Below are 19,712 nucleotides of genomic sequence, written 5' to 3'. Positions count from 1 at the left end.
GAGAAGGATGAACGAGAACGAACGGGCCTTGCGCTGCGAGCTCGTGGACGTGGCCCGTGCCATGAACAGCACCGGCTTGAATCAGGGCACATCCGGCAACCTGTCGTTGCGGATTGAGGGGGGATTGTTGGTGACCCCCAGCTCCTTGGCCTACGACCAGATGGAGCCGGAGGATCTGGTGGCGATCGATTTTGACGGTCAACCTTTGCCCAGCGGACTCCCTGGCCGTGGGCGGAGACCCTCGTCCGAGTGGCGATTGCATGCCGATGTTTTGGCGGATCGTCCCGATGCCATGGCGGTGTTTCATTGCCATCCCATTCATGCAACGGCGCTGGCCTGCCATGACCGGGGGATTCCGCCGTTCCACTACATGACAGCGGTGGCTGGTGGTGATGACATTCGCTGTGCTCCCTACGCCACCTTCGGGACCGCTGCGCTATCAGCCCATACGGTGCAGGCGCTGCAGGACCGGCAGGCCTGCCTGCTGTCTCACCACGGATTGGTCAGTTTGGGACGGGATCTTGATCAGGCTCTGAAGATTGCCGTTGAGGTGGAGACGCTGGCACAGATGTACTTGCAAGCGCTGCAGCTAGGGGAGCCTCCGCTGTTGTCCGCATCACAAATGGAAGAGGTGCATCGGCAGTTCCGTGGGTTGGGATATGGCCAAGCCTCTAACAATTGAGGTGTTGGCGGAAAAAACGTTCAGTCGATTCAAGAACAGCTATCTGCACGGCGCTATCTCGGAAGCCATGGCCTTCTTCTGGGAAGGTGTGCACCTCCACTGGGATGGCATTGCGGCGTAGGGCCTCGGCCATGCGTTCGGTTTGCTGCGGCAGGACGACCTTGTCTTTGAGGCCCTGGAAAAAGATCACAGGACAGCGGATCTGGTCTGCATGGCCCAGCGGCGATCGCTGCTCATAGAGATCCCGCTCCTCGGGCCAACGGCCGATGAGTCCATCCAGATAGCGGGCTTCAAAGCGATGCGTCTCGGTGGCTAAGGCACTGGGATCGCTCACGGCATAGCGGCAGGCACCGGCGCGGAACACATCGGTGAAGCAGAGGCAGGCCAGCGTGGTGAAGCCACCGGCGCTGCCCCCTTCGATGGCGATGCGGCTCGGATCTGCGCGGTTCGTGGCAATCAAGGTTTTGGCGGCTGCGGCGCAATCGTTGACATCCACCACGCCCCAGCCCCCCTGAAGCCGGTCGCGGTAGGTCCGGCCAAAGCCTGTGGAGCCCCCGTAATTCACGTCCACCACGCCCCAGCCCCTGGAGGTCCAGAACTGAATCGCGAGGTTGAGGCCGCGGCGGGCCATGGATGAAGGCCCGCTGTGACTTTTCACCAGCAGTGGCGACGAGGCATCGGCTCCCCCGACAGGGGGGTAATACCAGGCATGGGTGCGTTGCCCACCGGATCCGTCAAACCACAGCGATTGCCCCACGCTGATCGCGTTGACTTCCATGGCGGCGGAGGCGGCTGGAGTGTGTCGCCAGGTTCCTGAGCCCAAGTCGAGCTCGAGCAGTCCATGGCCTGTGGTGCTGTTGCTGGCGATGGCGACAGCCCGGCCATGGGATGCGTGCAGATCGGCGAGATCGTTGAAGGGTTGTTCCACCCTCTCTGCCGAGCCATCGAGACCGAGCCGTTGCAACTGCCATTCCCCTTGATCACAGACGGCGGCTAACAGCTTCTCCCCATCCCAAGCGGTGGTACTCATCCCAAACACCCACTGGGGCATCGCCGTCTCCTTGGCCATGGGCCAAAGGCGTTGCCAGTGGATGTTCATGCTGTCGGCGTTGGGATGGCGCATCAGATTCCACCAGCCACTGCTGTCCTCTGCCACGACGAGGCTTCCATCCGGCAGCCATTGGGGCTGAAACACGGAGATCCCCTGGGCCTGGGATGGTTCAGCGCCCGCGATCCCACGGCAAGCCTCGATGGAGCCAGAGGCCGTCAGTCGCGCCAAGACGAGCTGGGAGCAATCCCAGGGCATGGAGGGTTGTTGCCACTCCACCCAAGCCAGTTGGGCTCCGTCGGCACTGAGGGCGAGATAGCCCGCGAAATCAGCAGGCTGATGGACGACATCAGGGGTTTGATCCCGCTGATCGAGGGCCACGCTCACCAAGCGATCACAACCGGACTCCTCGATCACGCCCAGCCATCGCGAGCGGAGAGGGTCAATCACGCCGCCCCCCAGCGCGCTGTTACGGGGGGCGGTCAGCCGTTGGGGGCTGTCGAGGGCGTGCAGCGCTTGGGGGGTATTTCCATCAAGACCTGTCCAGGCTTGGAACCAGAGGCAACCGTCGTTGTCATCGACCCAAACCAGCTGGAGTGTTCCTTCCGTTAGCGCCGCCGTGAGCGGCGCTCCGCCGTAGTCGTGCACCCTGCTGCGCAAATTGATGGGGGCTGGTGTGAGCTCCAGAGGTGTGGCTTCTGGCTCCCCCCAGCGCCGGATGCATGCTGTGGTGCGGCCTTTCTCGTGGGGACGCTGCTCGAGCCAGAGCAGCCAATCCCCCAGCAGTTGCGGAGCACGCAGCAGCGAAGTCCGTCCGAGAGCGGTTGTGGCAGGTAGGGGCTGTTGCAGAGACATGTCGAACGGATCAAGCAGAGATCAGGTCTGCCTAAGATCAGAACAATTTCAAAGTAGGAGGGGTTTTGGCTAGGAGCTTCGCCCAGTTGGCACGATCGGCTGAGAAGAGCAGCTCCTCCATTGCCGTGCCTAAGGAGCCCTTAGAGAGTGCTCCGCTCAATATCTATACCCTTGGCGACGACGCGCTACGGGGTGATGCGCGCAGGATTGGCAAGGTGGACGAGCGTGTGCGCGACTTGGCCCGCGACATGTTGCGCAGCATGTACACGGCCCGTGGCATCGGCTTGGCGGCACCTCAGGTTGGGGTGCATCAGCAATTGCTGGTGATCGACCTCGACTTTGAGACCCCCAGCACGCCACCTCTGGTGCTGATCAACCCAGAAATCACCACCTGCAGCGCATCGGTGGATACGTACGAGGAGGGGTGCCTCAGCATCCCAGGGGTGTACCTCGATGTGGTCCGTCCTACGGCCATTCAATTGAGTTTCAGGGATGAGATGGGGCGGCCCCGCACCATGAAGGCCGACGGTTTGATGGCGCGTTGCATTCAGCACGAGATGGACCATCTCCGTGGGGTGTTGTTTGTGGATCGCGTGACCGATGCCACTGGCCTTAAAAAGGAGCTAAAAGATCATGGCTTCCGCGCCACAGACGTCCGCCCCATGACGCCTTAAACCGATGCCAATGAAACCCCTTTCTGGGCTGTTCCTGGCCCTGGCATGCGTGCTTGGAATCGCAGCCACTGGCTGTGTTTTTGAATTGGCTTACGGCGATCCTGATCTGGGCGTCAACCCAACGCGATGGATCCTTGGTTTGAGTCTTCCAGCGACGCTTGGGTCACTTTTGGTCGCGATTCGTCTCAACAAACCGGCCTGATGGCACGTGCTCAGATCCAAAGGGACTAATACGATCCCTTTAACGATCGGAATTGATTGATGGGCCGTCCTTGGAACGCTGCTGTTGCATTTGCTGTGTTTGCCGCTGCTGCGGCCACAGGCCTCCCGCAAGCAGCAAAAGCGCAAGGCTCTGTCTTCACGGCTGCAGACGTCGACGAAAGCCAATTTGTGATGGTGTCGGCTCCCATCGGTAAGGGTGAGAACTCGCAGCTGAACATTTACGAGCAGCGCACGAGCGCCCGTCCTTGTTTTGCGGTTTCGGGATCGTCGCCTGCTGTCGTGGATCCGCTGTTGGCCACTTTTGACTTCACAGGAATCTGTAACCGCTACATCGATGGCAATGGCTATTCCCTGCGGATTGGAGGGGATGACCTTGGAACGCGTTATCGACTCTCCGTCGTCAAAACTGGCGCGGACATCGAGCTCTTGGCCGTTCCGACGCGTGATCCCTCCCGTCCCACCATGGTGGTGGCTCGTTCAGGAGGTCCTGGAAACGGTTTCCTCAAGCTGAACCTTGAACCAGGTTGGAAGCTGATGAGGCGTCAATACGGCAAGCGCACCCTGGGACATCTTTATGTGTATCGGGACAGCATGCCTGGATTGCCAGATGCCCTTTGATCCATTTGCCGATCGCTTGCTACATTGACAAGCTGGAAATCATCGCTTGTTGAATGACTCAGGTCACGGTCGGAGAAAACGAAGGCATCGAATCTGCCCTACGTCGCTTTAAGCGTCAGGTCTCCAAGGCCGGGATCTTCGCGGATCTCAAGCGTCTCCGCCATCACGAAACTCCAATCGAGAAGTACAAGCGCAAAGCTCAGCAGCGCCGTCGCCGTCGTTGATTCGTTCGCAGTTTTAGCTTTTAGATCGGCGTGCTACGTCGGATTCATTGCCGTGGCACGCTGAATGATCGGTATTTCGACTGTTTCTTTTTCTTGAATGCCTGACGAGACTGGGTGCATCTCGGAGGAGACCCACCATGGCATTCATGTTTAGTTCGCTGCGCGAATGGTTAGCAGAAACCCTGTCGCATGCTGTTGGAAATCCAAGTGAAGAGAAGAAGACGGTTCCACCTCCGATTGGAGTCCAGCCCTATCGCGACGTTCCTCACCATGGATCGCGTTAAGCGACGGTCCGTTAGCTGTTAGCTCTGGGCGCGTGGTCATAGCTTCGGAAGCAGATCGCTTCCGCTAGGTGTTGCTCGCCCACTGTTGGCACAGCGTCTAGGTCGGCAATGGTTCGGGCAACGCGCAGAAGTCTCAAGCTGCTGCGCATGCTCAACTGCCGTTTCGACACCACCTGCTCCCAGTATTGAAAGGCTCGCTCTGCGATCTGGCCGTAACGCCCGAGCTCCAGCGCGCTGAGTTGGCTGTTGAGCTGCTTGCCCGGGTTGCGTTGGCACATTTTGATGCGCGCGGCTTGGATGGCTTTGGGAGAGAAGCTGCCTTTTCTTGGAGTCTCCGTTGGGTCTTCTGCTGTCTTGAAGCACCGGCGAAGTTGGCTGGTCGGCACGGGTTCGAGGCGGCATTGAAGATCGAGCCGATCTAAAAATGGCCCAGACAAACGATTCCAGTAGCGCTGCCGTTGAAGTTCAGAACAACGGCAGCGATTGGAAGGATCACCATGCCATCCGCAAGGGCATGGATTGGTCGCCGCCACCAGGGTCACCCTGCAGGGGAAAGAGCAGCGCAATCGTGCTCGGCTGATCCAGAGAACGCCCTCCTCCAGAGGCTGACGCAACTGATCGAGGATGGCTCTCGGAAATTCAGTGAGCTCATCAAGAAACAGCACGCCTCCATGGGCCAGGCTCAATTCGCCGGGACGGGGATTGATCCCTCCCCCGAGAAGCCCTGCTGCCGTGGTGCTGTGATGCGGTGCTCGGAAGGGTCGTTGCCGCACCAGGTTTGTCACGCTGCCGAGCGTGCCAGCAATGGATTGAAGGCGGGTGAGCTCTAGGGCCTCTGAGTCGCTCAACGGCGGAAGAAGACTGGGGAGCTCTCGCGCCAACATCGTTTTGCCACAGCCAGGAGGTCCCACCATCAGAAGGTGATGCCCACCGGCGGCGGCAATCGCCAGGGCTTTTCGAGCGAAATGCTGAATCGTGAGGGGTGCTGCGGACGGAGGTTCTGATGCGCTGGTTGGGATGGTGGTCGTTGCAGGCTCTTTCTTTTTGGGGGGAGAACAACGGTTGTTCTGGCTTCCATGCCGTAACTGCTCAACGAGCTCGCCAAGCGTTTTGGCGCTCACGATGGGGAGTCCGTCCACGAGTGACGCCTCGGCTGCGTTGGCTGATGGCACCACAAAGGCTTTGGCTTGCTGGGTTTTCGCTTGGCACGCCAGGCCCAGTTCTCCGGCGCAGCAGAGCCCTTCCAGTTTTTGGGGATCAAGCTGACCGCTGGCGACGAGCAAGGCCAGCGCGATCGGCAGATCGAAGGCGGGTCCCTCCTTGCGTCGATCGGCTGGCGCCAGATTGACAATGACCCGAACCAGGGGGCCGCGAAACCCGCTGTTGCGCAGCGCTGCCCGGACGCGTTCGCGCGACTCTTGGATGGCGGTATCTGGAAGTCCCACAAGCTGCAAGCCGGGAAGCCCTGGGGCCAGATCCACTTCCACCGTGACGGGTAGCGCCTCCATCCCTTGAAGGGATGCACTTGAGCAGCGTGCCAGCATTGAATGGTTGCGGGGTAGGCATCTGATGCCCCACCCGTCTCATGCACTGTTTTGCCCAGGGTTGTGACCATGGCTGGTGACACGATTTTTGCCCGCATCTTGCGTGGAGACATTCCATGCGATGAGGTGTACAGCGATGACAGCTGTTTGGCGTTCCGCGACGTCGCTCCAGCCGCTCCTGTGCATGTGCTGGTGATTCCGCGCAAACCAATCGAGAGCTTGCGCGAGGCGGAGAAAGGGGATGAGCAGCTGCTTGGGCATTTGCTGTTGGTGGCTGCGAAGGTTGCCAAACAAGAAGGGTTAAGGGATTGGCGAACGGTGATTAACAGCGGAGAGGGTGCCGGGCAGACCGTGTTCCACTTGCACGTGCATGTGATCGGTGGGCGTTCCCTGGATTGGCCTCCCGGATGAAGGTCTGGCTTGTGAGAATGGCGTCATGACAGCGTCCCCTTTCGCCAGCAGCGGCCCGTTTAAAAATCTGCGTCATCAGCTCGCGAAGCTGCGTCACCTGGCCCAACCTTTTTTCTTGCCGCTTGATCAGGCCAGCGGATGGCAGTTCATTTGGCTGTTGTTGTGCCTTCTGTTTTGTGTTGGCGGGTTGGTGCTTGCGGTTCTTACCGCTTTGATTCGAAGCCTGGATCGGTTTCAACCCGACTTAACGGAGAAATATCTGTCGGGTGTTTCGGGAACGATCGCCACGATTTGGTCGAGTTGGTGGGGAGTGGCTTTCGTTGGGCTGTTTCTGGTTGGTTTGGCCAGTTTCATTGCTTTCCGTCAGCAATTGCGCCAGCGGCGTTGGCTCAATTGGGGCTTATTGGCAACGATTGTGTTCATGTTGCTTGCTGTTAACGGCATTAATACGGGGATCGGATTTATCTACCGAGACATCACGAATGCCTTGGTGGATAAGGACCAAGGTGGTTTCTATGGACGATTGGCTATTTATGGTGCCTGTTTTGTGATAGCCCTTCCCATTCGGGTGACTCAGGTTTATATCACTGCAAAGCTGGGAATTATTTGGAGGGAGTGGCTGTCTAAATCGTTGATTGGCGACTATATGAAAAACAGGGCTTATTACGTTCTCAATCCTAATAGTGAAGACGAAACGGATGTTGATAACCCTGACCAGAGGATTACCCAAGATACGGAGTCTTTTACGGCGCAAAGTTTGAGCCTTGCCTTGGGTCTTTTTGATGCGCTCTTAACGTTTTCGCTCAACATCTTGGTGCTCTGGAGTATTAGCTCTAGGCTGACGTTCGCTCTGTTTGCCTACTCGGCGGTTGCCACCACGCTTCTGATTGTTTCAGGGCGCAACCTCGTGCGCATTAATTATGACCAGCTCCGCTATGAAGCTGATTTCCGTTACGGACTGGTTCATATCAGGGACAATGCTGAATCCATTGCCTTTTACTCGGGGGAGGGGCAAGAAAAGCAAGAGTCCTATCGGCGTCTGGGTTCTGTTGTTAAAAACTTCAATCTCCTCATTATTTGGCAGGTCATCATCGATGTCATGCGGCGATCGGTGTCGTATGCGGGAGTTTTTCTGCCCTTCTTGGTTATGGCACCTGTGTATTTCGCAGGAGAGATCGATTTTGGCGTGTTCAATCAGGCTAACTTTGCTTTCAACATGGTGGAGGGATCGTTGTTCTTCATCGTGGCTCGCATTGAGCAGCTTGCTCAGTTTGCCGCCGGCATTAGTCGTCTCGAAGGATTCCAAACCAAAATTGAGCAGGTGAGCCAGCAGGCCCCCAGCAGCAACAGTCGCGAGGTGCCAGGAAGCAACGGCATCGTGATTCGGTCTGCAGACTTATATCCTCCGAATGGAAAGAATCCCGTCATCGAAGATCTCACGATTGATATCGGTGACCACGACAAGCTTTTGGTTGTGGGGCCATCCGGATGTGGAAAGACTTCCCTGCTGCGGATGATTAGCGGCCTTTGGGAGCCCAGCAGGGGCAGTGTTGAGAGGCCCTCGATGGGGGATCTGCTGTTCATCCCCCAGAAGCCTTATATGTTGCTGGGCTCGTTAAGAGAACAGCTTTGTTATCCAGCAGATGAGAATCGCTTTAGTGATGAGCAGTTGAGAAGCGTGTTGGAGCAAGTCAGTTTGCAGAAGTTGGTGACGCGTTATCCCGACCTGGATATCAAGCAGGATTGGCCCCGAATTCTCTCTCTTGGAGAACAGCAACGACTGGCCTTTGGACGCTTGTTGTTGAATTCTCCGAGTTTTGTGGTTCTGGATGAGGCGACCAGCGCCCTTGATGTGAAGACAGAGAAGCAGCTTTATGAGTTGCTTGTGGATCGAGATCTCTCCTTTATTAGTGTTGGCCATCGCCCTTCCCTCAAGCACTTCCATGACAACGTGCTTGAACTGCGTGGGGATGGCGATTGGAGCCTGATTCCCGCTAGCAGTTATCAACCATGAACAAGCCTGATCAAGTCAGCGATCGCACTCCGGAGGACCCCTCCTCTGCGTCGGCTGCTCCAGAGCCCCTTTCCACCACCAGTGCCACCACCAAAGATGTGCCTGCCTTTGGTTGGAGTGCCTATGCCGAGAGGATCAATGGCCGTTTCGCCATGATCGGATTTCTAGCTGTCGTGCTCACGGAAGCCCTCAGCGGCGATACCTTTTTGCATTGGGCAGGGTTGATTCCCTAGCTAGGGCAGGCGAATTAAGTCCACATCCCAACGCCCTCTGCGGCTCACCTGAACGGCGAGAAGTCGACCATTCCCATTCAGGCTCACAGAACGGGGGACACCCGGCGGATTAATGGGTAGGCGTTGCAACGCGCTGGCATTGCGTCGATAAAGCATGAGTTCGGTTCGTTCTTCGCGTTGACGGACAAGGGCGATCCTCTGCCCATCCCCACTCACGCTGAGGCTGATGGTCTGGGAATCGGCCTGATTGATCCCATTCAGGGGCACCGGTGTGTCGTTGCTCAGGTCAATGAGTTCCACGCGCTCTCTTCCGTTGCGACTGGCCAGGGTGGCGAGCCAACGTTGTCCCATCGAGGGAAGGCGCCTGCTCTCGGCGCTTCGACGCAGCGATGCCCCGACCCTGGACATGGGACGGATCCCGCTTTGACCGCAGCCCAAAACGAGGAAACAGAGCAGGAAGGCCGATGGCAGGAATCGCTGTCTCATCGGTTTGACTCGTTCGGCGTCGTGCGTCGCTGGCCTCCAGGCCCGTCGGGCTCCAGCAAGCCACTCAGATCGATCACTTCAACACGCCAACGTCCCTGGTCTGCGGTTTGAATGGCGAGCTTGCGGGCATCAGGAGCAAGGCTGACTTGCACGGGATCTCGCCCGGAGGGCAAGCGCAGGGGGTGGGCTTTGCCATTGAGGCGATCTTCAATCAAGACCAGCCTGTGGTTGCCGCGTTGGGTAATGACGGCCAAATAACGGCCGTTCCAGCTCAAGGACGGCGAGCTATGGGGCTGATGACGAGAGAGGTGGCGTAAACGCAACGAACCCCCACCTTGCACGTTGCGTAATTGGACGGTCGGTCTGCCGTTTTGGTCTTCGATCACGGCTAACAACCGCCCATCACCGCTGAGGGCAGGGTCTTGTTGTTGTGGCTCCAGCAGGCCAGATGGTGCTCGGGTCGAGCGACCTTCACAGGCAGCAACTCCCAGTGCGAGCAGCACGAGGAGGAGGCGTCGAGTCATACCGGAGTGAATGCTCAGACTGATCAGTCGTCGAAGCGGGAGTTGTTATCCCTGGGGCGGGAACTGCGGGGAGGGGTGCGATTGGTGTCCCTAGACGTTGCAGGCCCGTTTTCAGGGGCTGGGTTGCGTCTGCTCACCGGGGGTTTGGAAGAGGGTTGCCGCGGGCTTGGGGAGTAAGCGGCATCTTCGGGTTCTCGACGCAGCGGTGTGCCTTGGGGGATGCCAGGTTGTCCGTCTAAGCCGCTGCGTGCTGATCCAGTCGCTGATCGGCCAGCTGATCCTGTCGTGCGCTGGTTGAGGCCAGCCTCCCCAGCAGAGGCGCGTGATGAGGGTTCAGGCCTGGACGAAGCGACGGGAGTTGGCCGAGAGCCTCGGCGTTGATCCTGGCGTTGGCTGCGGCGATCTCCAAAGCTTGGACCACTCGGTGCAGAGTCGTCGCCACGACCAAATCGGGCCATGCGCCTCTCCCGTTCGCTGCTGTCTGACCAATCGGAGGGGGGATCGGGCCGCTGACGGCTCCGACTCGCGGCCTGCTCTGGGATCGCAGCTCTGGAGGTCCGACGGGGGCGGTAGAAATCTTGTTCAGGCCTCTCGTCTTCATCCGGGCCTTGGCCACCAAACCGGCGTCGTATCGGCTGGGGTTCGTCGAATCGTTCGTAGGGATCGTCGTAACCACCCCGCAAACCTCCAGCGGGGCTTGCGGTTTCGGGCTCGTCATCGAAATAGGCCGAGCGCCTTGCCTGTTCCGCTGAAATCCCCCGAAGACGAACGCTCTCGTAGGCAAAAAACACCGTGGTTCCCGCCAACAGGAACTGTCCAAACTGGAGGATTGGGTCGAGTCTCCAGCCCTGGAAGAAAAGAATTCCACCGCAGAGAAGGCCGATCGCCGCGAAGAACACGTCGTAATCACGAGCGAGAGCGGGCTTGAAACTGCGCATGAAGTAGAGCAGTGCTCCACCTACAGCCAGCACAATCCCAACAATGCTGGCCCAATTCAGACTGGCATTAACCACAGTGAAGCTCTCTGATAACGACCTGCGTGGAACCGAAGCTCGGGTCTAGTGAGCCCAGTCTACGGAGCGTGAAAGGGTCTTCAAAGTTTGCGATCAACCTGATCGGTTTGGCTGAGGAAAAAGAGCCCGATAGAAGCAGGGATCACAACGATCGCGACACCAGCAACGAGGCTGGTCAGAAAATTGGAGAGGGAGGGCGTCATAAGGAATTAGGACCGAATGCGTTTAGCGAGGCCTGATTGGCTGCGATCTTAGGGATCAAGGTCAAGTTTCTACGATGAGATCTCCAATGCTTAGGGCTTTGTGACGCCAACGCTTGTCGCCATCCTCCCTCTTCTCAACTTGGCACTGGGTTTGCTGTTGGCCGCATGGACCCTCACATTCCTGGCGCGCATCGTGCTCACTTGGTATCCGCAGGTGGATCTATCCAAGGGCTTTTGGCCACTTGTGGCCTGGCCCACAGAGTCGATCTTGGGGGTGACCCGCCGAGTTGTCTCTCCCATCGGGGGCGTGGATGTCACTCCCGTGATCTGGGTTGGGCTGCTCAGCTTGCTGCGCGAACTCTTGGTTGGGCAGCAAGGATTGCTCTCCTTGGTGCTGCTCCGCGCCCAGTCCCTCGCCCAAATCACGGCCTGAATCACTGCCCTAATCACGGCCTTAATCCATGGTGGGAGCGCCGTTGGCAACCCCTTTGCTCCCGCTTAGAGCATCTCCTCTTCAACGAACTTGGTGTGCACGTCGCCCCTTTGGAATTCAGGGCGGTCGAGCATGCGCAGGTGGAAGTCCACCGTTGTTGGAATGCCGGTGATGGCGCACTCGTTGAGAGCTCGCTTCATGCGTTCGAGGGCTGCAGGGCGATTGGGCGCCCAGATGATCAGCTTGCCGATCAGGGAGTCATAGAAGGGGGGGATGTCGTAGCCGGTGTACACGTGGCTATCGACGCGGACTCCAGGGCCTCCAGGCGGTAACCAACCCGTGATCCGTCCTGGGGCTGGTCTGAAGTTGTGTTGGGCATCTTCGGCATTGATTCGGCATTCGATCGCATGCCCATTCATCTGGATATCTTCTTGCCGGACGCTGATCGGCTCCCCGCCGGCGATGCGTAGCTGCTCAGCAATCAGGTCGATACCCGTAACCATTTCCGTCACGGGATGCTCCACCTGGATGCGGGTGTTCATTTCCATGAAATAAAACCCACCACTTCGGTCCAGGAGGAATTCCACCGTTCCGGCGCCCTCGTAATTGATGCTGCGCGCCGCCGCGACCGCTGCATCTCCCATGCGACGACGCAGCTCAGGGTCCAGGGCCGGGCTTGGCGCTTCTTCGAGAAGTTTCTGATGACGTCGTTGGATCGAGCAGTCCCGTTCACCGAGATGGACCACGTTGCCGTGACGGTCCGCCAGGATTTGGACTTCGACGTGACGGGGCCGGTCGATGAATTTCTCCATGTACAGCCCTGGATTTCCAAACGCTGCATCGGCCTCCCCCTGCGCCGCTTCGTAGAGCTTGACCAACTGATCAGGACTGGGCACGAGCCGCATGCCACGGCCGCCGCCGCCCGCGGTGGCCTTGATCATCACGGGATAGCCCATGGCAGCAGCGAGCTCAGCGGCGGCCTCTGGGGTGGGTAGGAGGCCTTCGCTGCCAGGCACCGTTGGAACGCCCACAGCCTGCATGGTGGCTTTTGCCGTCGACTTGTCCCCCATCGATCGGATGGCATGGGGAGACGGACCGATAAACGTGATGCCGTGATCACGGCACATCTCAGCGAAGCGGTCGTTTTCCGCCAAAAACCCATAGCCGGGGTGAATCGCATCCACCCCGCGGGAGGTGGCTGCCGCAAGAATGTTGGGGATGTTGAGGTAGCTCTTGTTGCTCGGACCTTCTCCGACGCAGACCGCCTCGTCAGCGAGTTGAACGTGCAGTGCAGAACGATCCACGGTGCTGTACACCGCAACCGTGCTGATGCCGAGTTCACGGCAACTCCTCAGGATTCTTAGGGCAATCTCGCCGCGGTTGGCGATCAGCACCTTGCCGATGGGCATTCCGCAGCATCCGAGCCAGCGCGGATCGTATCAGCGGTTAGGCCTTTTCAGGCCTGTCGGTATACTCATCCATCGACGAGCCCCTTGGGAAACGTCGCCACGCGGATGTGGTGGAATTGGTAGACACGCACGTCTAAGGAGCGTGTGGCTTCGGCCTTGCGAGTTCAAGTCTCGCCATCCGCATCATTTTTCACAGTCCCAACGGCACTGAGTGACGTCACACACCAAGGACCAAACCCTGGCTGTGGTGTTCGTCTCCAACGGCCCTGGTGAACTCACAACCTGGGTTCGTCCCCTTGCAGAGCAGCTGCATCGCCGCCTCTTGATGCGCCCCAGAGCTCCTGGGTCGTTATTGAGTTTGCGGCTGGTTTTGGTTCCCTGTCCCAATGCCACCGGGACGGAAGCCTCCGCGGCCTCCCGTTGGCATTTGTTTGATCGCATCACTCTGGCCCGGCAATTTTGGTTGCTGCTGTTGAGGCCATCTCGGTTTGGGGTATGGCCTGATCGCGGCGTGGTGGTCTTTTTGGGCGGGGATCAATTTTGGAGTGTGTTGTTATCAGCTCGGCTTGGTTATCGCCACATCACTTACGCGGAGTGGGTGGCGCGTTGGCCGCGTTGGAACGATCGCATTGCAGCCATGGCACCAGCGGTGAGGGATCAGCTGCCCAGTCGCTTCCGCTCGCGCTGCCGCGTCGTGGGCGATTTAATGGCGGATCTTTCCAGCCATGCCAGAGAGGAGGCCCCTCTTCCATCGGGTGAGTGGGTGGCTTTGTTGCCTGGTTCGAAACCGGCAAAACTCAGTGTGGGTGTTCCTTTTTTGCTGGAAACCGCAGACCGGTTGGCGGCTCAACGCCCTGGCTGTCGTTTTTTGTTGCCGGTGGCACCCACGACCACCATCGGAGACTTGGAACGTTATGCGAGTCGCTCGAATCCGATTGCGGCCTCGTACAACAGCGCTGTCGCCGCAATTGAACCGGCCCGCGCCGGCGAGGGTTTGAGGCGGTTGCTGACGCGTCATGGCACAGAGATTTACCTGCAGGAAAGCCCTCCAGCTCATGGGGCTCTGAGTCAGTGCAAGCTGGCGCTCACCACAGTGGGAGCGAACACGGCTGAACTTGGCGCTCTTGGTGTGCCCATGATCGTGTTGGTGCCTACGCAGCATCTGGGGGTGATGCAGGCTTGGGATGGATGGCTCGGGCTTTTAGCCCGTCTGCCAGGCCTCCGGCGTCTGATCGGCTTGTTGCTCAGCGCTTGGCGTCTCCGGAACCATGGATTGATGGCTTGGCCCAACATCAGTGCTGGTCGCATGGTGGTTCCTGAACGGGTGGGACCGATCACGCCTGAGCAAATTGCCCTTGAGGCTGAGTCCTGGCTTGCGTCACCGAACAGGCTGCAGGGTCAACGCGATGACTTGCGTGGCCTTCGCGGTGAACCTGGGGCGGTTAGGGCACTTGCTGAGGAGGTTCAGGGACTCTTGCCATTGGCTCTTTCCGACTAGCGTCCCCGCCAGTCAAATGTTTGAGTCATGACGGGTGAGGCAGTAGCCGGTGGAGATCGGGTGGAACGCACTCCTGAGGAATGGAGGCAGCAACTCAGCCCAACCCAGTTTCAAGTGGCGCGTCAGGGCGGCACCGAAGCGGCGTTTACTGGTGCCTATTGGGATCACAAGGAAGACGGCATGTATCACTGCGTCTGCTGTGATGCGCCTCTGTTTAGCTCCAGCACAAAATTTGAATCGGGTACCGGCTGGCCAAGCTTCTGGAATGGTGTGACCCAGGGGGCGATTCGCACCCATGAAGATCGCAGCCACGGGATGATGCGAACAGAGATTCTCTGTGCGCGTTGTGATGCCCATCTAGGGCATGTGTTCAACGATGGACCCGCACCCACCGGTCAGCGCTACTGCACGAACAGCGCTTCCCTCGACTTCAAAAAGAAAGCCAGCAGTTGAGTTGAGGCGTGGCTTGATCCCTGGCTTTACCAGGGATCATCGAGGGGTTGGCTCTCCGGTTCTTGGGGAGAACGAGCTTCGATCGGTTCCACATCGAGGGGTTCGCCTGGGCGTTCGATCGGGCGACGGGAGGCCGGTCTTGGCCTCTGTTCCAAGCGTGGGGCAGCATCCAGTTGCTGCGGTGCAGCGGCGCGCTGGGGCTCTTGGTAGCGGTCTTGGTCCTGGAAGGGCTCGGGTTCACGAAAACGCTCTGGCTCCGGCTCACGGAATCTGCGGTCCTCGCTGTAGGCCTCCGGTTCTTTGAAGGGTTCGGGCTCGCGATACGACGGCGTCTCGTTGTAGCTCTCGGATTGGCGATAGGGCTCTCGATAGGAGCTGTCACGCTCCTGCATCGGCGCTTCATCCAGATAGCGACGCTCCCGCGTGTTCTCACTGCGGCGATCTTCGAGTTCGACGTACTCGAGTTCGCGTTCGGTTTCGAAGCGTTGTGAGTCGGAGGCCTCCAGCATTCTGGGTGCCTCCTCGACGGCTTGTCCTGAGCTGAGCTGGTTTTCAACGGGGACGATGTTCACTCTGTAACGCTCCCGCTCCTGTTCCTCCCAGCTCGGCCCTCCAACGCCCAGTTTTTCCAGAACACCGCTGCTCAATTGCTTGAGTTTGTCTTCGGCGCCCTCGTACACAATGATTCGGTCGGCGCCACTGCTAACGATTTCATCGACAGGGATTTCCCAGGTGCTGAGCACGCCTTCCCCCAGGAGAGGAACGCCAACGGCTCCCATCACAAGCGTGGTGAGTTCGCCCGTCTCGATGTCGAAGGAGAAGCCCAACACGCGGCCGAGCGTTTGACCCGATTCTGTGATCACCTGGCAATTGATCACCCGGCTGTATCGGTCCGGGGAAAAGCCCTCACTGAGGGAGTCTGCGGAGTCAACCAGGATCACATCGCCCACCTGCCGTATGCGATCAAGGGGCATCCAACGGGGCAGTCCCGGTAAGAACCGGGTGAGCGGGTTGTCTCTCAACCCGAGGGCGACCACTTCGCGACGGTCGATATCCACAACCACTTCACCAACAACGCCCAAGCGTCTGCCGGAATCTCTGGTGATCACTTGGGTCCCCATTAATTCCGACCGAAGCCAAAGCCTGTCGCTGGGGACGGTTGCCAGTGGGTCGTTGGGGGACGGGGACGAGCTCAAATGCAGGCCTCAGCCAGAGCAATTCGACTCATTTTGACGCAAGACCAGGGAGCTCGCTGTTCAGGCTGCATCGGGTAATCCCACAACCTGGGTGTGAGCGCCACGGGCCTGGGTCACACCGATGGTGCGCTGTGAGGCGCCAATCATCGGTCGCCTGTGGCTGACGACAAGGAACTGGGCTTCTTCGGCTTGACGGGCAATCAAGGCCGCAAGCCGTTCCACATTCACGCCATCGAGGAAGCTGTCCACTTCATCGAGGGCATAGAAGGGTGAGGGGCGGAAGCGTTGCAGTGCAAACAGAAAACTGAGTGCGGTCAGTGACTTCTCCCCACCGGACATGGCCGCCAAGCGGCGTACAGCCTTGCCTTTCGGATGAGCGACCAGGGTGAGCCCTCCCTCGAGGGGATCATCCGGATTGTCCAGCTGCAGCTTGCCATCGCCCTCGGACAGGCTTGCAAAGATCTCTGAGAAATGCCCATCGACGGCTTGAAAGGCTTCCATAAACGCCTCTTGCCGGAGGGTGGCCACCGTTTCGATCCTCAACAGCAGTTCTTCGCGCTCCTGGCTGAGCACGTCGAGGCGTTCGCCCAGGTCCCCCAGCCGTTCTTCCAGTGCTGTTAGCTCTTCGAGGGCCAGCATGTTGACCGGTTCGAGGGCTTCCATCCGTTTCAGAAGTTGCTGCAGCTGTTCCTGCAGGGCCTCAAGGCCGGCATCGCGGATCTCTTCTGGGATTTCAGGAAGGGGGTTGGGCAGTGTGGGCTTGAGCTCCTCTAGGCGGATTCCACCGCTGCGCAGTTGCTCTTGAATCGCTTGACGCTCCTCCTGCAACCGTTCGAGTTCCCAGCGGGCTTGCTGGAGGTTCTGACGCAGCTCGGCCAAGGACGCTTCTGCCGCATCCCGAGCGCGACGCTCCTCCCCAAATTTGGTTTGGAGGATTTGTTGCTGGCTTTCCAAAGCCTGGCGACGTTCCTGCAACTCCTTCTGTTCATCACGCCAGCGTTGATGGGCTTCAGCGAGTGCTGTAACGGCGCGTTGGAGACTGCTTTCTTCCTCTTCGATCGCCTGTTGTTGGTCAGCGATGCGGGTTTGTGCCAATTCGCGTTCACGCTGATGCTGGAGGCGATCATCGCGATGGCGGCGGGCCAGCTCCAAGGCGTTGTCCGACTGTTCAAGTTCGGCTTGGAGTTGTTGCCAGTTCCCGGCATCCGCTTCGGCTTGAACCTTTCGCTCCTCAGTGGAAATTCTCTCGAGTTCCTCGAGCAGAGGACTGATGGTGGTTTTGAGAACGAGAAGTCGCTGTTCCTGTTGCGTGCGGTTGGCTTGAAGGCTGTTGAGACGCTCGCTGCGTTGGCGGCAACGCTCCAGCAGGGGTCCATGGGCTCGCTTGGCTGCAGTTCTCTCCGCATCCAGGGCCGCTTGCCTTTGTTCCAGCTGACGCAGCCGTGGTCGTTCTTGCTCGAGCGCTTGAAGCAGTCGGCTTTCTTCTCGCCTGCAAGCCACCAGGGTTTCGCCAAGCTCGAGCAGCCGCTGCCGAAGCGGTTCGGCTTCGTCGCTGTCACTGCTCACCCCGAAACTCAGCCCACCGCTGCGCTGGCTGAAGCTGCCGCCGGTCATCGCGCCACTTTTTTCGAGCAGTTCGCCTTCGAGGGTGACGGCGCGGAAACGCCCGATTTGTTGCCGAGCACTGCCTAGGTCGCTGAACACCTGTGTGTCGCCAAAGACGTACCCGAACACGTCGCTATAGATCGGCTCATAGCGGATTAATTCCACAGCTCGCGCGATCAGGCCGGCGCCCTGGTCTCCATCCGGTCGGCGGCCACGGGCCATCGCTGAGCCACCGCTACCGCCAGCGGCTTGGGATCGAATTTTGTTGAGAGGTAAAAACGTCAAACGGCCCGCCCGCCGGCTCTTCAGCAAATCGATGGCACGGGCTGCAATCCGGTCGTCGTCGACAACCACCTGGGCCATGCGTGCTCCAGCCGCGACCTCGAGGGCTAGGCGATGGCGATCTTCCACTTCGCCTAGTTGAGCAACGGCTCCATGGATTCCATCCAGTCCCGCTTCCAGCAAGAGGCGCAAGGCCCCCGTCCCCCTTGTTTCCTGCAGAGCTTCCCGTCGGCTTTCTAATCGGGCGATTTCCCGTTCCAGGCGGGTCTGTTCCTCTTCCAGCCTTGTGCGGGTGCGTTGTTGGATCGCAACAGCTTCAGCGCGTTCTTGGAGCTGTTCTTTGCCGCTGCGCAGGCTTTCCAGAAGCGTTTGCCACTCTTGTTCCAGGGCTTCCAGCTGGTCTTGAACTTCACGGTCTTCGGCACCGGCTTCGTCCCGTTCCAGCTGCAGCTCGGATTGACGCGCTTCGTCCAGACGCAAACGCTCTTGGAGTTGCTGTTGTTCCTCCTGAAGAGGCGTGAGCGTGGTTTGTAAGTCTGAGCGGCGTGCGGCCCGTTGGCGTTGCTCATCCAGCCAGGCTCCTGATCGCCCGGCGACATCGCCGAGGCGCCTGCGCGAGATTTCAACAGCAGCTTCGGCATCGCGGCAGGCTTGCTCTGCTGCCTGAAGCACCTCTGGGTTGTTGGCTTGCTTGAGCCCTTCGCTGTCTGCTTGAAGTTGCTGTCGGCGGCTGGTGAGGGTCTGTCGCAGTCCTTGTAAGCGTTCGCCTTCCTGCTGATGTTGCGTGGCTTGACGTTCGAGAGCGCGGTTCTGAGGATCGAGACCGGCCAATTCCGCCTGCACGCTGAGCAGTTGGTCTTCGCCTAAGGCCTTAACGCTCTCCTGAAGGGTTTGGAGGCGTGTGGCCTGCTCAGACAAGGTTGTTTCCTTCTCCTTGATGGCGGCGCTGTCGCGGATCTCCTGCTCGCTGAGTTGGTGTTGGCGGGTTTTGAGCTGCTTCAGCTCCGCTTCAGCGGCTTCGAAGGCCAGCACAAGCTCCTGCTGCCTGCCACGTTGCACTTGATCGCGTAGGTCTTGATAGGCCCGTGCTTTTGCACAGTCCTTTTCCAGGCGTTGGCGGGCGGTTAGGAGTTCTTGTTCAACGATGCGGCAGCGATCTTGCCGCTCTTGCACGTCGTCGAGCTTTCGGCGGCTCTGTTCAATGCGGGTGTCGAAGAGCGCGACACCTGCCAGCTCGTCGATGAGGCCGCGGCGGTCCCGATTGCTCATCGAGACAATCCGCGTCACGTCGCCTTGCATCACGACATTGCTGCCTTCAGGATCGATGCGCAATCGGCGCAGCTGGGTTTGCAGCTGCTGCAGGTTGCACGGTTCCCCGTCTGAGCTGTAGGTGCTGCTGTAAGACCCCCCCGGCATCACGCGCAGCTTGCGCGTGACCGTCCACTCATTGGCATCAGCTTGAATCCAGGGACCGTCTTCAGGGGGTTCAATCCCCTCCTCCGCGGCATCTGGCTGCCAGTCGCTCAGATCAAAACGCACGCTGACGGTGGTCTCAGCTGACTTGCCTGCCTTGAGCATGCCGCTGTTAACAAGATCGGGTAAGCGATCAGCACGCATGCCCCGGCTGTTGGCCAGGCCTAGGCAAAAAAGAACGCCATCGAGAATATTGCTCTTTCCAGACCCATTGGGACCGGTCACCACAGTGAACCCGGTCTCGAGGGGGATGGTCATCGCCCCACCGAAGGACTTGAAGTGAGTTAGTCCGACCTGATTGATATGGACCAACAGGTGACACAGCTGT

Annotated in this window: 21 protein-coding genes and 1 tRNA gene; 13 read left to right on the top strand and 9 right to left on the bottom strand. The window is 59.1% G+C overall.

Annotated features, from left to right (window positions below; translation table 11 throughout):
- Positions 1 to 7: 7 nt before the first annotated feature.
- Complete coding sequence (locus tag SYN8016DRAFT_RS10965) at positions 8 to 682, top strand: class II aldolase/adducin family protein (protein WP_006854482.1); 675 nt, start codon at positions 8 to 10, stop codon at positions 680 to 682.
- Here SYN8016DRAFT_RS10965 and SYN8016DRAFT_RS10960 read toward each other — a convergent pair.
- Positions 672 to 2,585, bottom strand: a complete 1,914-nt coding sequence (locus SYN8016DRAFT_RS10960; protein WP_006854481.1) for a prolyl oligopeptidase family serine peptidase — start codon at positions 2,583 to 2,585, stop codon at positions 672 to 674. The genes SYN8016DRAFT_RS10965 and SYN8016DRAFT_RS10960 overlap by 11 nt on opposite strands.
- 65 nt (positions 2,586 to 2,650) lie before the next feature.
- On the opposite strand from SYN8016DRAFT_RS10960, the gene def reads away from it, so the two are divergent.
- The 5 genes from def (at position 2,651) to SYN8016DRAFT_RS15580 (ending at position 4,607) form a co-directional block, all read left to right on the top strand.
- Entirely contained in the window at positions 2,651 to 3,259 is a 609-nt protein-coding gene (gene def / locus SYN8016DRAFT_RS10955; RefSeq protein WP_038014533.1) for a peptide deformylase, read from the top strand.
- A gap of 4 nt (positions 3,260 to 3,263) precedes the next feature.
- Entirely contained in the window at positions 3,264 to 3,461 is a 198-nt protein-coding gene (locus tag SYN8016DRAFT_RS10950; RefSeq protein WP_006854479.1) for a hypothetical protein, read from the top strand.
- Positions 3,462 to 3,520: 59 nt separating this feature from the next.
- Entirely contained in the window at positions 3,521 to 4,099 is a 579-nt protein-coding gene (locus tag SYN8016DRAFT_RS10945; RefSeq protein WP_006854478.1) for a DUF3747 domain-containing protein, read from the top strand.
- A 53-nt stretch (positions 4,100 to 4,152) separates the two neighbouring features.
- Positions 4,153 to 4,323, top strand: a complete 171-nt coding sequence (gene rpsU, locus SYN8016DRAFT_RS10940) for a 30S ribosomal protein S21 (RefSeq protein ID WP_006043142.1) — start codon at positions 4,153 to 4,155, stop codon at positions 4,321 to 4,323.
- A 137-nt stretch (positions 4,324 to 4,460) separates the two neighbouring features.
- Entirely contained in the window at positions 4,461 to 4,607 is a 147-nt protein-coding gene (locus SYN8016DRAFT_RS15580) for a hypothetical protein (protein ID WP_006854477.1), read from the top strand.
- 11 nt (positions 4,608 to 4,618) lie between these two features.
- Here SYN8016DRAFT_RS15580 and SYN8016DRAFT_RS10935 read toward each other — a convergent pair whose 3' ends face one another.
- Positions 4,619 to 6,151 (bottom strand): YifB family Mg chelatase-like AAA ATPase, encoded by a 1,533-nt coding sequence (locus SYN8016DRAFT_RS10935; protein ID WP_038014531.1) that lies wholly within the window; start codon positions 6,149 to 6,151, stop codon positions 4,619 to 4,621.
- 69 nt (positions 6,152 to 6,220) lie between these two features.
- On the opposite strand from SYN8016DRAFT_RS10935, the gene SYN8016DRAFT_RS10930 reads away from it, so the two are divergent.
- From SYN8016DRAFT_RS10930 to SYN8016DRAFT_RS10920, 3 genes are read left to right on the top strand one after another with little or no spacing between them, the layout of a single operon-like run.
- A complete protein-coding gene (locus SYN8016DRAFT_RS10930) occupies positions 6,221 to 6,562 on the top strand; it encodes a histidine triad nucleotide-binding protein (protein WP_006854475.1) in 342 nt (113 codons plus the stop codon).
- 25 nt (positions 6,563 to 6,587) lie between these two features.
- Positions 6,588 to 8,576, top strand: coding sequence for an ATP-binding cassette domain-containing protein (locus SYN8016DRAFT_RS10925; RefSeq protein WP_050802747.1), 1,989 nt, complete (start codon positions 6,588 to 6,590; stop codon positions 8,574 to 8,576).
- Positions 8,573 to 8,809, top strand: a complete 237-nt coding sequence (locus tag SYN8016DRAFT_RS10920; protein ID WP_006854473.1) for a chlorophyll a/b-binding protein — start codon at positions 8,573 to 8,575, stop codon at positions 8,807 to 8,809. The genes SYN8016DRAFT_RS10925 and SYN8016DRAFT_RS10920 overlap by 4 nt, the downstream gene beginning before the upstream one ends.
- Here SYN8016DRAFT_RS10920 and SYN8016DRAFT_RS10915 read toward each other — a convergent pair whose 3' ends face one another.
- The 4 genes from SYN8016DRAFT_RS10915 to psbX form a co-directional block, all read right to left on the bottom strand.
- The gene (locus SYN8016DRAFT_RS10915) at positions 8,810 to 9,217 is read right to left on the bottom strand and encodes a hypothetical protein (RefSeq protein WP_244279087.1); all 408 of its coding nucleotides are present in this window, start codon (positions 9,215 to 9,217) and stop codon (positions 8,810 to 8,812) included.
- Between the two features lie 74 nt (positions 9,218 to 9,291).
- The gene (locus SYN8016DRAFT_RS10910; protein ID WP_006854471.1) at positions 9,292 to 9,819 is read right to left on the bottom strand and encodes a hypothetical protein; all 528 of its coding nucleotides are present in this window, start codon (positions 9,817 to 9,819) and stop codon (positions 9,292 to 9,294) included.
- Positions 9,820 to 9,842: 23 nt separating this feature from the next.
- On the bottom strand, positions 9,843 to 10,832 hold the full coding sequence (locus SYN8016DRAFT_RS10905; RefSeq protein WP_006854470.1) for a Ycf66 family protein: 990 nt from the start codon (positions 10,830 to 10,832) through the stop codon (positions 9,843 to 9,845).
- 80 nt (positions 10,833 to 10,912) lie between these two features.
- Entirely contained in the window at positions 10,913 to 11,035 is a 123-nt protein-coding gene (psbX, locus tag SYN8016DRAFT_RS10900) for a photosystem II reaction center X protein (RefSeq protein WP_011620364.1), read from the bottom strand.
- 100 nt (positions 11,036 to 11,135) lie between these two features.
- Here psbX and SYN8016DRAFT_RS10895 point away from each other — a divergent pair, with 100 nt between their 5' ends.
- Entirely contained in the window at positions 11,136 to 11,468 is a 333-nt protein-coding gene (locus tag SYN8016DRAFT_RS10895) for a YggT family protein (protein ID WP_006854468.1), read from the top strand.
- A gap of 65 nt (positions 11,469 to 11,533) precedes the next feature.
- Here SYN8016DRAFT_RS10895 and accC read toward each other — a convergent pair whose 3' ends face one another.
- Entirely contained in the window at positions 11,534 to 12,877 is a 1,344-nt protein-coding gene (accC, locus tag SYN8016DRAFT_RS10890) for an acetyl-CoA carboxylase biotin carboxylase subunit (protein ID WP_006854467.1), read from the bottom strand.
- A 101-nt stretch (positions 12,878 to 12,978) separates the two neighbouring features.
- On the opposite strand from accC, the gene SYN8016DRAFT_RS10885 reads away from it, so the two are divergent.
- The 3 genes from SYN8016DRAFT_RS10885 to msrB all read left to right on the top strand — a co-directional run bounded on the left by SYN8016DRAFT_RS10885 (position 12,979) and on the right by msrB (position 14,828).
- Positions 12,979 to 13,060 (top strand) — tRNA-Leu (locus SYN8016DRAFT_RS10885).
- 28 nt (positions 13,061 to 13,088) lie between these two features.
- A complete protein-coding gene (locus tag SYN8016DRAFT_RS10880; protein ID WP_006854466.1) occupies positions 13,089 to 14,375 on the top strand; it encodes a hypothetical protein in 1,287 nt (428 codons plus the stop codon).
- A 27-nt stretch (positions 14,376 to 14,402) separates the two neighbouring features.
- The gene (msrB, locus tag SYN8016DRAFT_RS10875) at positions 14,403 to 14,828 is read left to right on the top strand and encodes a peptide-methionine (R)-S-oxide reductase MsrB (RefSeq protein WP_006854465.1); all 426 of its coding nucleotides are present in this window, start codon (positions 14,403 to 14,405) and stop codon (positions 14,826 to 14,828) included.
- A 26-nt stretch (positions 14,829 to 14,854) separates the two neighbouring features.
- On the opposite strand, the gene SYN8016DRAFT_RS10870 is transcribed toward msrB, so the two are convergent.
- Both SYN8016DRAFT_RS10870 and smc read right to left on the bottom strand, forming a co-directional pair.
- Positions 14,855 to 16,024, bottom strand: coding sequence for a PRC-barrel domain-containing protein (locus SYN8016DRAFT_RS10870; protein ID WP_038014524.1), 1,170 nt, complete (start codon positions 16,022 to 16,024; stop codon positions 14,855 to 14,857).
- Positions 16,025 to 16,084: 60 nt separating this feature from the next.
- Positions 16,085 to 19,642 (bottom strand): chromosome segregation protein SMC, encoded by a 3,558-nt coding sequence (gene smc / locus SYN8016DRAFT_RS10865; protein ID WP_006854463.1) that lies wholly within the window; start codon positions 19,640 to 19,642, stop codon positions 16,085 to 16,087.
- Positions 19,643 to 19,712 lie beyond the last annotated feature (70 nt).

It is taken from the genome of Synechococcus sp. WH 8016 (genome assembly GCF_000230675.1).
Classification (GTDB): Bacteria; Cyanobacteriota; Cyanobacteriia; order PCC-6307; family Cyanobiaceae; genus Synechococcus_C.
Note: the sequence above shows the minus strand (reverse complement) of the source record. Positions and strands in the feature narration are given on the sequence as shown.